Here is an 11949-nt window from a genome sequence, read left to right as displayed (position 1 = left end):
GTCGACCCCGGCGGCTCAGTATATCTCGTGCCAGTTTTCGACATCCGACGAGCTGTTCGCCAGTCCAAGGCAGATCAGGCCGGGCCGACTGACAGAAGACCCGCCCCGCTCCAGCCGATATTCAAGCCGGCGGCACTGAAAGCCGTCGACCCGCTCTTCCGACATCAAGGTCAACGTCCCCTTAGAGGCTCTACCCTGCCAGCGGTGGATGTGGCCGATCGGCCAGCTTCCCGCGCGCTTGGCGCGTTCATTATATCGTCCGCTGAACTCGTCGAACGGGAAGGTCGGGCGGCCATCGAGTTCGATTCCGCCTTCGCAGACGTTGCAGCTCACTTCACCGAACTTGTTATACTCGGCCTTCTTCGCTTCAACGTGGGGTGGCGTCTTGAGGCTGTCGATGTAACGTGCTTTTGGCGCGGGCGCTTCGGGAACGGGCTGAACCGACGCCGGCTCCTGCGAAGTCTCAACAGGGACAGGTGCCTCGTCATTCGAGCTCTCATCCTGTCGGGGTTTTGCCGATCCATTGATTATGTCGCCGGCGAGCTTTTCCGCGTTCTGCTCTACCTTCTCCGCAGCGCGATCGGCGAGCCGCTTCAGAAAACCTTGGGCATGCGCGCCTTCGGCCGAAGCTAGCAGAACCGAGGCGGCAAGCGCCGCGCACAAGATGCGTTGCATGATGATCTCCGGAAATTTCGATTGGAAGAGGTCAGCCGAAATCAGCTGTCAGCGTGGCGGTCAGCCGGCGCGGAAGGTTGTAGAGGTAGATACCCGAGGACCCGTTCGCCCAGCCATATTTGTTGCCGATGTTCGCGACCTGCACACGCAAGGTTGCGGGCGCCTTGCCGAGCTTGAACCGGTAGCGGCCCCCGACCGACGCTATGGCACGCGCAGGGATAACAAGCTTGCCGTCGGCGCTTGCGACCCGGTCCGACGTGCTTTCGACGACGAGGTCGACCGAGACGGCGGGCGCGAAGGTCGGCCGATAATCAAGTACCGCGGTCGAAAGCCGGCCGAAGCTCGCGAGCGGTTTCCGGCCAACCAGCCCGCTATCGACGGCGTCGCCCGACAGCTTGGCGTCGATCAGCGCGGTCCCGGCGATTGCGGTCAGGCCCGGGGCGATCTGGCCCGAAAGCGAGAATTCGGCGCCGCGATGGCGCACGGCGCCGAGTTGCCGGAACAGCTTTGCGCCGTCGAGCGAATAGAAGGGCTTCGTCACCTCGAACACGCCCGCCACCAGACGGATCGCGGGTGTGATCGACCAGCGAAGGCCAGCGTCGACCTGGCGCGTGCGGATCGCTGGCGGCGCTTCGTCGCGATTGACCGCGTGGCCGGGCGCAACGGGGCTTTCCTCCAGCCCCTCGGTATAGCTGCCGTAGAAGGCGAGCGACGGCGAGGCGTAGAAGGCAGCGGTCGCGTTCAGCAAAAGCGGCGCATTCTTCGTCGTGATGACGGGCAGGCCGGGGCCGAACACGCGCTTGCTATAGTCTGTCTTCTGCACGCCGATGCTCACTTCGCCGACGTCCTTCCATCGTCCTTCATAGGCGATGCCCGCCGTCCACTGCCGGACGGTATCGCGTGTCTGCGGCCCAAAGTCCGAAACGGGCTCGGGGAAGTCGACGGGATCCTCGAGCGGATGATTACCAACATAGATTTCGCGGCCGCCGCCATAAGTGCGTGCGCGGTCGCGCCCCTTGATCGAAAGGTGAAGCGTGTGGAGCCGCGGCCCGTCGGCGAAGCGGCGCGACAGCCGTACCTCGCCGCTCGTGGAGGCCGAACGCCGCCCGGGTTCCGCGATGACAACCTCATCGGCGGTCCCGTCAGGCCGGACATTGAGAAACAGCTGGGTGTGCGAGCGGTCAAGATCGAGAATCGAACGAAATGCCCCGGCCTTCAGCGTCCAGCCGCCGCTTTTCAACGTGGTGGCAAGACCCGCGGTGATTGTTTCTCCGTCGTTGGCCGCCCATTTCTGCCCGATCCGCTTCACGCGCTCGATCCGCGGCGGCAGGAAGTCTCCAGCGGTAAGTAGCAGCGGCGGGAGTTCCTCGTCGGCGATCCCGACACGGCTCCAAAAAGGCATGATTTCGACGCCGTCGACCGGTTCCCACCGTGCAATCAGCGCGGCCGTGCGAAATTCGGCCGCACCGCCTGTGTGATTGCGGTCGGACACCAGTCCATACCCCGCGCCGATCGACAGCCGGTCGGTGACCGGCACTTGCGCGTCGAGTTCGAGAACCTTCGATTCGAACGGCCCGAGGCGCCCGCTGAGGCTCAGCAGCCTTTTCGCGCCGGGTTGGCGCAGCTCATATTCGGCGATTCCGGTGGGCGCCGGAAAGGGATATCCTTGCGCCGACAGGCCGACGCGCATCTGCAAGCCTCCGATCAGCCGATCGGAAAAGGCAGCTTGCTGGTCAATGTAGAGTCCGTCGAGGCGGATGTTTCCCGCCTCCGCGGCCGAAAAGCCCCGGACATAGTTCGGGTTATAGATGCCGATCTGCTCGCCGCCGATCGAAGTGCCGAAAGCATCCTCGGCGCTGGTCGTCGCATTGTCGTCCGTGCGCTGGGCGGCCGAGGTCGCCGGTGCGGCGGCAAGCGCGAGCCCGAGCGTCGTCAGGATCAAGCGGCTCATCAATTTATCTCCTTCATGCGGCGTTGCACATCTTCCCAATCGGTCATGAACATCGCCGCGGCGAGACGAGCGGCGGGGCGCTCGGGGCTCAGCCGGTCGCTGCGCAGGTCGTCATTTTCGTGCGAATAGCTCGACATGTGGGCGAGCAGCGGATGGACGCCTGCAGCGCCAGGCTGATACCAGCTTCGGTCGTGCTGCAGTTGCAGCGCAAGCGGCCGCGGGCCCCAGGCATATTCCGAATTGGGATCATAATCGGGCAGCCGGTCGGCGACATACACGCCGAAGGCGGACCCGGTGCGCACCTGAAAGCTTTGGTGCTGCACGCCCTCGGCTTGCACCTGTCGCCGCGCCATCATGTCATAGGGATTGAGGAAGACGCTCAGCACCGCGCCCTCTTCCGATGGAGTAAGATAACGTCCGTCGCGCTGGATCGTGTCAGGGTCGCCATCGATCACGCTTTTGGCCCGGATCGTGAAGGTCGCGCCGACCAACCGGACGCCATCGAGTGTCGGCACGACCGAGATGTTGATGTCGGCGTGCAGGCTGGTGCCGCGCACGTCGCGGAGCGAGGGTTGCTGCATCAGCGCATTGAATGCGACCATCACGCGCCGGCGCAGCAGGTCGATCTCGGCGATCGGTATCTTCGCGAGATTGCGGGGCTGATGGACGTGGAGGTCGGGCGTCTTCGAGTACCAGCCGGGCAGACCAGCCCCGGGATGCGGCGTGGCGGCCGCCCAACGCTCCATCAGTTTCTTCGGCGCCCGGCTGTCGCCCGCCGCGGCATGCGCTGCGGGAATGGCGGGCGCTGCGGCGAGCAGCCCGAGAAGGGCCAGTTTCAGGAAGGAAAATTTCATCGATCGAACTTTCTTGATTTTTCGATACTCAGCCGGGCAGGCCCAGCGCCCCGCCGATCACGCCGCGCAGCAAGCCGCGCTTCTTTTTGGGCTTCGCATCGCCCGCCCGTGCATCGTTATCGCCGTCGTCGCCGCCCCCGTCCGCCATCAGCGATGCGACGTCGACACCGAGCATCGACATGTGGGTCGCCTTGGTACGCAGCTTGACGCCCCAACCGGCGGGCGCCTCGCGCGGCGAGCCATAATTTCCCTCGGGGCCATAAGCGGTCATCATCAGCATCGCCGATTCCGAGGCCTTGCTGACCGCCGACGGCACGACGCACTCGGTGGCTTGGGGGGAAAGCAGGATCCGCTGCTGGACGAGGCGGGCGATGTCGCCCTGCTCGAGATAATCGGGCAGCGCCATGCCAGGCATGCGCACCGCGCTCGACGTCCACATCAGGATCGTGCCATCCTCGCGCGCGCCCGTCACAGTCATGATGTAGCCGCGGGCATTGGCGAGCGCGGGCCAGCTGACCTTGACCGCGCCCGACGCAAGCTTGGCACTTTGCGGCGCGAGCGGCGCAAGGAAGTCGTTGCCGCTGGCAATGGCGAAGCGCATTTCGGGCGAATAATTGCCCTGCACGACATGATCGCCGACGAGCGAGGCGTCGCGTGGGACGCGAGTGCCATTCTTGCCCCCTGGCCACTCGCCATAGGTCGCATGGCGCCCCGCCGACGGCGGTACCATTGCCTTCACATTGGGAATCGCGCCAAAGGGTGATGCGGCGCCGGGTCTCATCGTCGCAAGGTCGATGACCACCGGCTGTCCCGAGGGAGCGGTTTCGCCGCAGCCCCAATATAGCTCGATCCGTCCTTTGGGCTTGTCCGGCGTTCCGGGCCGGTAATCGGGGTTGGCGTCGGTTTTGGGCACGCCCTTGCCCGGCGAGACCAGCGGAAGGCGCTCGCCGGCGCGCAGCCCCTGCGGCGGCAGATGCTCGGCGTTGGGAGCCGTGTTGCTCCGCCCCGAGCCGAGCTGGAGCGAGAGATTCTTCGCGACGCCCGCGGGCTGACCAGTTGCCATGCCCGAAACGGTTTCGGCCGACAGCCAATAGACGGCCTCGATCTTCGGTTTGGGCGCCTGCTGCGCGAAGGCAGCGGTCGCGGCGATGGCGAGCGCGCCGAGCGCGGCGCCGCGGGTCAGTGTCTTTTTCATGATGGCCTTCTCCCGATCGTCAGGGCTGTTAGGGTGCCGGCAAAATCGGCGGCGAGACGTGGAGCCGCAGTCCCGGGTGATCGATGACGAAGCGCCGGTCGGCGAACATATCGATCCCGAGGATCACCGCGGGCTGTTCGGGGGCGAACCCCAGCACCTTGAAGATCGAAAGGTCGGCGACGCGCACCTTGCGGCCCGCAACCATCGCATCGCCGATCATGAGCGCGTCGATCGGCGCTTCGACGCTCGGCATGGCATGGTTGGTCGCGCCCTTGATGTCCGACGCCTTGGCGAGACCGGGGCTGTCGGGGGTGAGCCCGATCGCCTTCGCCGCCGCCCAATTGATGATCGTCCCGCGCGCGCCGGTGTCGAGAATGGCGGGGACTTCGACGCCGTTGAGACGGATCGTCAGGCGCGGTGCGCGCATATCGTCGAGGACGAAGGGCACCGACGCGGAAAGTCCCTCGAGCATCCCGGCTTCAAGTTTCGGCGTCATCCGCCAAAGGCCACCGGGCATATCCAGCTCGACCGTAAAGTCGGCGATGATATCCGCGCCCAATATCCCGTCGACGCCGAGATGGTCGGTCGGCCCGGGGGGTAGAAGCATGAGCTCGGGAGAGTTGAACACGTGCCCGGCGACTGCAACCTGCCTGACGACTGTCGTTTCGACATCGCTTCTTCCTGCGGCTCCATTGAGCGGAGTGTCCGAAAGCTTGGCGACGAGGCCGGGCATCTCTGCCCGCAGCTTCGGCATGATCGTCGTGCTGCTTGCGGCCGTGTCGATGACGAAGCGTTTAGGTTCCGCGCCATCGATACTTACCCGTACGACCGGATGCCCCGAGGGTAGGACTTCAAGCGGCTGCCGTGTGTTCGACGCAGCGGCGGCAGGCGCCGCCGCTGCGCGCATGCTCGTCGGCAGCTCGGAGGGAGCCGCGCGCGCCTGCTCGGCGATGATCAGGGCGCCGAGCAGGCCGAAGGCAATCAGGCTGTGACGGTAACGGGTGAGTGCCATGAAGGAATCTCCTGGCGGCCAAGTGCCGCGAACAGGGTCCGGCTATGGCGAAGAGGGCGGGTGTTCCACGCCTGTGCGACGAAGGCCGATACTGATTCGCCGGAGTCGATTGCCGCGCGACGAAGGCCGACGCCAGTGCGACGAGGCAGGACGCCAACCGCGCACCCTTCCTTTATGCTCGGCGCGAACTACACATTGGAATTGCCATGCCGCTGAAGCCCGAACACCGCCAGACCATCTCTCTGGTTGCCGCGACCTGGATCCTGTCCGGGGTACTCTACATCATCCCCTATCACCTGTTCAGCGGTGCAGGCATCTATGTCACCGTCTCGGTCATCAACATCTGCGTGATGGGCGCGCTGCTGTCGGGCGGCGTCTATTGGGCGGTCCGGGCCACGCGCCGCCGCAATACCGTCGTCCGCCTCGCCGCGATGGGCGCGGCGGTGATCCTCGCTTCGGGGTCGCTGGCGCTGATCGACGCTTCGACCGGCGAATGGATCGGGCGGCTCGTCGTATCACCGCAACAATCCGCGCCGTTCGCGCTGCGCGCGACGAACAATTTCATCGCGCTCGTCTGGCAGTTCGCCTTGCTCGGCGCCGCCTTCACCGTGATCGAGGCGAACAAGCTGACGCGTGAGCGCGAACTGGAGCTTGCCGTGGCTCGCGAAGCAGCGAGCCGCGCCGAGGCCGCCGCAAGCGCTGCCAGCCTCGCGGCGCTGCGTTACCAGCTCAACCCGCATTTCCTGTTCAACACGCTCAATGCGATCTCGTCGCTGATTGTCACGAAGGAATATCGCACCGCCGATGCGATGCTTGCCAAGCTGTCCGAGTTCCTGCGCGCGACCTTGTCGTCGCAGCCCGATGCCTTGCTACCGCTCGAGGACGAGCTCGCGACGCTGCAACATTATCTCGAGATCGAGAGCGTACGCTTCGGCGAGCGGCTCGCGGTCGAATTTGTCTGCCCGCCCGCGCTTAACAGCGCGCTGGTGCCAGGTTTCCTCCTCCAGCCGTTGATCGAGAATGCGATCAAATATGCGCTCGCACCATCCGCGGTGCCGGTGACGATCAAGGTCGAAGCGTCGAGCGACGCCGACATGCTGCTCGTCTCGGTCGAGGACGATGGCGCCGGACAGGAAAAGGATGCACGGCCCGGCACCGGCGTCGGTATCGCCAACGTCCGCCAGCGGCTCGAAACGCTCTATGGTGCGAAGGGCAGCCTCGAAACGCTGAAACGCGAACGCGGCTTTCTTGCGATCGCGCGACTGCCGCTCGAACGGCGCAACGAGTTAGCGGCATGAGCACGCTGCACGTCCTGCTCGTCGACGACGAGCCGCTTGCGCTGCGGCGTCTTGAAACGCTGTTCGGAGACATCGACGATGTCGAGGTCGTCGGCACGGCTTCGACCGGCGAAGAGGCAGAAGACCGGATTGCCAAGCTCAGGCCCGACCTCGTGATGCTCGACATCTCGATGCCCCAGAAAAGCGGCATCCGCGTTGCCGCCGATCTCGTCGCCGATCCGCGCCCCGAAATCATCTTCGTCACCGCCTTCGAACAATATGCGCCCGATGCGTTCGAGGTCGATGCCGCCGACTATCTGCTTAAACCCGTGCGATTCGACCGGCTCCGCCAGGCAGTCGAACGGGCGCGGCGGCGGCGGGCGATGCGCGACGCGGCCGACCGTATAGCGAACGCTTCGCCAGCGGACGCGCGGGAAGAGGCCATCTGGGTCCAGGTCGCGAGCGGCAACCTCCGCCTCCCCGTGGCGCAGATCGAATGGGTCGAGGCCGCCCGCGACTATGTGCTGCTCCACACTGCTACGCGCAGCTACATCCACCGTATTTCGATGACGGCGCTGGAGCAGTTGCTTGACCCCGCGCAGATCATGCGTGTCCATCGATCAACCTTCATCCGGCCCGCGCTCGTGAAAGCGGTGCAGCGGCTCGGCAAGGGGCTCATCGCACTCGAAATGGAAGATGGAGCGGTCGTTCAGGTCGGGCCGAGCTATGTCCGCGCCGTGCTCGAGAGGCTCGGCCTCGCCTGACATTTTCGTCGCGTCGGCGTCCGCTTTGGTCGATGCCACGGCGGTCATGTCGCACGATCATCCGGTTTCGAAGCAAGCCCAGGGCGTCGATATCGACGCTCCCGTAGCGTGCCAGTTGCGGCATCGAGCCGCGAGCAGAGATGGCCGGTTCGTCCCACGCCACCCCGGCAAGGGCCGGCCTCTCTGCTCAGCCTCACGATGATGGAGTCCAAGATGAGCAAACTCCCCTTCCTCGCCGCTGCGATCGCGCTCGGCATGCCGATGCCCGTATTGGCGAAGGCTGAAGCCAAGCCCGAAGCCCATGCCAAGGCCGAAGCCAAGCCGGAGGCCCGCGCGAAAGCCGAAGCAAAGCCCGAGGCGCGCGCCAAGGCCGAGGCCAAGCCCGAAGCCCGCGCAAAAGCCGAGGCAAAACCGGAAGGCTGATCGCGTCGGCAGCGGAGCGCCGACGAGCCCCCTCCCGGCACTCCGCCACGCCTGCCGCCGCGCAACCCCAGAAGAAATTTGATGCGAGCAGCTTCGCAGCTCCCTGCGGCCCGAAACGCGCAGCAGCATCCAGAGGATTTTCCCATGACGATCATGCGCACCTTGCCGGCCCTTGCGATCGGATTGACGCTGTCGGGTGCGGCCGCCCCGGTGGCAGCCGCAGCGGCCGCCCAATGCACGGCTGGCTGGGCGGGAACGGTGGAATATTCGCGTCACCAGGCGAGCAGCGACTCCAAAACAGTCAAGCGGGTTTCGGGCAAGGGCACCGAGACGACCAACGGCTCGATCAACGACGACTATGTCGCGCATGTCGCGGTCCGGCCGGCGCCCGATGGCGAATACAGCCTCGGCACGGCGAATATAAATCTCAGCGCGACGGCGACCGAAACCATAAACTCAAACGACCAGATGATCTGTCCGCATGAGCGCACAATGCGCCAGATGTCGGGGCAGTTCGTGAGCAAGAACGAGCGACGCGGTAACGCAAGCGGCCTCGAGGCGGGCGTGGACATCACGACCGATAACGACGGCACCTATAGCGTCAGCGTCCGGCTGCCCGAGTTCCAGGGCACCGCCTCGGGATCGAATTCGGCAAGCTTCAGTGGCCAGTGCAAATCAAAGGAGGCCACGAACCAGAAGATTGCAGACGTGCCCACCACGATCGACGCGATGCGCTTTTCGAGCAGCGGCGAAGACCGGATGCAGCCCTCCGATCCCAACCGCCTGACGGGGGCGCACTCGGTCACATCCTATGGCGTGACTGAGTCGCTGCGCTGGAACCTGCGTCGCTGCGGCGGCGATCTGCGCCTCGTCGATGTAAAGTTCGAGGACATGCGCTTTCCCACCTGGGACGCCTGGAAAGAAATCGTCGAGCAGGTCGGCACGATCGATGGTAATATCGTGCGCCTGACCGCGGTGGTCGCAAACGACAGCCCCGACGAGAAATTGGCGACGGTGAAGTTCCGCGACACGTACAAGGGCGACAAATGGGACGGCGCCAAGCCCGACGGCCTGCTCGGCGAAGTCTCGGTCACCGTGCCGGCAGGTGAGCAGCGCGAGGTACAGCTCAAGTGGGACAGCTCGGGCTATGCCTGGTTCGACGATGGCCGCCCGCGGCTCATGCAGCGTATCAAGGCCGAGGTCGAGGACAAGGGCAAGAAGATCGACGACATGACGCGCAATCTGAAAGTTGCGCCGAAACCGCTCGTGCTCGTTCACGGCCTCTGGTCCAACTGGCGCGCGTGGGGGCCTTGGCAGAATATCCTGACCACCAGCCACAGCTATGACTGGAAGGCCTTTCCCGTCGGCGAGAAGCCGGAACATGGGCGGATGAACACCGGCGATGAGATGGGCAACTTCGGTCCCACCAACACGATCGCCCAAAATGCCGTCGAGCTCGGCAATTATGTCCGCTACGCGCAAAAGGACCGCAATGCGTGGCATGTCGACCTTGTCGCGCACTCGATGGGCGGCCTGATCAGCCGGCGCTATATCCACGCGACGATGCCAACCTATCCCGACGGCAAGCCCCAGATATCGCACCTGGTGATGCTCGGAACACCCAACAGGGGGAGCAGCTGCGCCGACCTGATGAGCATCCCGCTGGAGCTCGCCGGGAGACCGATGGAGGCCCTGCGCGAACTGCGGCCGATCAATGTGATGAAGTTCAACGCGGAGACCGTCGATCGCAAGGGCGTCCTCTTCTCGGTTCTTGCCGGCAACCCCCTGCCCCCCGTGTGCCGGATGCTCACACGGAGCGATGGCGTGGTCGCCGAGCCATCGGCGAAGTGGATGATCGCGGACAATGAAACGCAGGCCGTTCTTCACACGAGCATGACCGAGACCGGCCCCTTCTCTACGTTCGTGATGCCGCGCATTGCGCTCGGCCCCGGCGAACAGTCGGCGAGCGCGTCGCGATCCGCAGCGTCCGCTGGAAGCGCACGGGCACCGGCGCGCCTCATGCTGCTCGGCGTCGAGGGGCCGGAAGAGGAGAACGGATCGACCACACCCGACTTTTCGAAGATTCTCCTCATCGCGCCCGGTCAGACGCTGACCATCACGATCCCAGTCGAAGAAGCGAGTAACTTCGGCATGACTTTCCTAGCCGCGAACAGCGTGTCCGCGACGCTGATCGATGACAAAGGCCAAGTCGTCGCCAGCAACAGGAGCGACACTCCAGAGGCGAACCAGATCTTCCGCTCAATCTTCATCGACCGCGCAACCACTAAGGGAAGCTGGAAACTGGCACTCGAAAGCAAGGACCGCGCCGATCGCGAGATCATCCTCTCCACCTGGTCGAACGCCATCCAATAGAGGCTCTAATGGCCGATCCCGCAGAAGCGTTCAACGCGCTGCGTGGTCAAATCGCCCTCCTGCAGACCGCGCTCGAAGGACTGACGGCCGCGCGCGAGAAGCTGCCGGACTATACCGACGAGCTTCGCCGCATCGTGGAATATCTTCGCGGTCTCGATCGCCGTCTGACCGAGATCGAAGGAAAGCCCGCGCTTGCAACGACGCCGACGGATTTTGCGGCCGAGATGGTTCGGTGCAGCGTGGTAGCGCGTGATGAGGACCGTCGGCTCGTGCAGCAGGCCCACCAGAATGTCGTGACGATTTACGCTCAGCTCCGCGAACTGGTCCGGCAGGCCGATGGCGCCGAGGCACAGCGGATGCGCTACTATTATTTTGCGGGAGGCGGCGCGGCTGTAGGGGCTTCGCTTTCCGTGCTCATCATGCGGGCGTTCGGTTGAGGCAGGTTCGCGCCTCATCTCGGCCGTGGCGGGTTATTCTGGAGGGCCCCAAAAGCGGACAGAGGAATTGATCGCGCCAATCGACATTAAAGCGGCATGGGCCGCCTTAGGTCTGATCAGATGGCGCGCAAAGCTTCGTCTTTAGCTCACTCGGAAGTTATTCGCTATAAAACTATCCGATTAACTCGATAATCTGGCTACTTTGAATATTGCCGTCACGAAGGAATTCTTGAAGTGAGATATACTGAGCGTGAAATCGGGCGCTTTTTATCTTAAACGGTGAGAAGCAGAATCCTATATCCGGTATGCTCTCGCTCTCTTGATCGCGCCAAAACATCGGGGATAGTATCTCAAGCAAGGCGAGAGCGTTATCTCGCAAATCTTGGCCCCTACAATGGACATTTATTGCCCATCGCAGACTCCCGATCAGTATGTCGGAGAGACTTGTAAAATGGGCCTGACCGATCGCTGCATAGTGAAATCCAATCACCCGGTCTAAAGGGGTGGTTCCATTGCGATGCGGAAGATCGACCCCTATCGACATTTTCTCCCGGAGATGATCATCGATGAGGTTGCCGGCATCATTGAAACGGTCAATCAAAACGAGCCCGGGCTGCTCAAGGCGACGCAAAGCACACTGAAAGTGCCAGCAGATGGTGTTGATGCCCCATCGTCGCGCCACGTCCGGTCCCTGAGATAAATCATGCAGAACCGCGTAGGCTAGCAGCTTGCAACCGTGCTCTATCGCGGCTTCGATGATGGCCTGTTTGAACGCTCGGTAGCCGGCATGATCCAATGGTGCGGCGGCTGGGGCGAATTTGACGAGGGAGGAAGGATCGATCCCCGCGGTTCTGCGGAGCGTCCCGATGGCATCACTGAGTTGCTTCGCACGATCAGTTGGTATCATGACCCCCGCATAGATGAGAAAGTCGCCTGGGCGATCTTCAAGGTTGCTCTCATCGCAATACAATAGCTGCATATTCACCTA

Annotated in this window: 11 protein-coding genes; 5 read left to right on the top strand and 6 right to left on the bottom strand. The window is 63.7% G+C overall.

The features are described from left to right. Positions 1–15: 15 nt before the first annotated feature. The 5 genes from E5675_RS08710 to E5675_RS08690 are packed head-to-tail and all read right to left on the bottom strand — an operon-like array spanning position 16 to position 5687. The gene (locus E5675_RS08710) at positions 16–675 is read right to left on the bottom strand and encodes a hypothetical protein (RefSeq protein WP_136174172.1); all 660 of its coding nucleotides are present in this window, start codon (positions 673–675) and stop codon (positions 16–18) included. A 31-nt stretch (positions 676–706) separates the two neighbouring features. Further along, entirely contained in the window at positions 707–2626 is a 1920-nt protein-coding gene (locus E5675_RS08705) for a TonB-dependent receptor (RefSeq protein WP_136174171.1), read from the bottom strand. After that, positions 2626–3480, bottom strand: a complete 855-nt coding sequence (locus E5675_RS08700) for a hypothetical protein (protein ID WP_136174170.1) — start codon at positions 3478–3480, stop codon at positions 2626–2628. Before E5675_RS08700 ends, E5675_RS08705 begins: the two co-directional genes overlap by 1 nt. Before the next feature lie 28 nt (positions 3481–3508). Next, complete coding sequence (locus E5675_RS08695) at positions 3509–4675, bottom strand: hypothetical protein (protein WP_136174169.1); 1167 nt, start codon at positions 4673–4675, stop codon at positions 3509–3511. A 28-nt stretch (positions 4676–4703) separates the two neighbouring features. After that, positions 4704–5687, bottom strand: coding sequence for an aspartyl protease family protein (locus E5675_RS08690; protein WP_136174168.1), 984 nt, complete (start codon positions 5685–5687; stop codon positions 4704–4706). A gap of 206 nt (positions 5688–5893) precedes the next feature. Here E5675_RS08690 and E5675_RS08685 point away from each other — a divergent pair, with 206 nt between their 5' ends. The 5 genes from E5675_RS08685 (at position 5894) to E5675_RS08665 (ending at position 10961) form a co-directional block, all read left to right on the top strand. After that, the gene (locus E5675_RS08685; RefSeq protein ID WP_062185608.1) at positions 5894–6985 is read left to right on the top strand and encodes a histidine kinase; all 1092 of its coding nucleotides are present in this window, start codon (positions 5894–5896) and stop codon (positions 6983–6985) included. Further along, entirely contained in the window at positions 6982–7728 is a 747-nt protein-coding gene (locus E5675_RS08680) for a LytTR family DNA-binding domain-containing protein (protein ID WP_238586769.1), read from the top strand. Before E5675_RS08685 ends, E5675_RS08680 begins: the two co-directional genes overlap by 4 nt. 213 nt (positions 7729–7941) lie before the next feature. Further along, positions 7942–8151, top strand: a complete 210-nt coding sequence (locus E5675_RS21895; protein ID WP_168707824.1) for a hypothetical protein — start codon at positions 7942–7944, stop codon at positions 8149–8151. 144 nt (positions 8152–8295) lie between these two features. Next, positions 8296–10524 carry an alpha/beta fold hydrolase gene (locus E5675_RS08670; RefSeq protein ID WP_168707823.1) on the top strand — a complete coding sequence of 743 codons (2229 nt, stop codon included), beginning with the start codon at positions 8296–8298 and terminating at the stop codon, positions 10522–10524. A gap of 8 nt (positions 10525–10532) precedes the next feature. Further along, complete coding sequence (locus tag E5675_RS08665; RefSeq protein ID WP_136174166.1) at positions 10533–10961, top strand: hypothetical protein; 429 nt, start codon at positions 10533–10535, stop codon at positions 10959–10961. 172 nt (positions 10962–11133) lie between these two features. On the opposite strand, the gene E5675_RS08660 is transcribed toward E5675_RS08665, so the two are convergent. After that, a complete protein-coding gene (locus E5675_RS08660; RefSeq protein WP_168707822.1) occupies positions 11134–11940 on the bottom strand; it encodes a DUF3800 domain-containing protein in 807 nt (268 codons plus the stop codon). Positions 11941–11949: the final 9 nt, after the last annotated feature.

The organism is Sphingopyxis sp. PAMC25046 (genome assembly GCF_004795895.1).
Taxonomy (GTDB): Bacteria; Pseudomonadota; Alphaproteobacteria; order Sphingomonadales; family Sphingomonadaceae; genus Sphingopyxis.
Note: the sequence above shows the minus strand (reverse complement) of the source record. Positions and strands in the feature narration are given on the sequence as shown.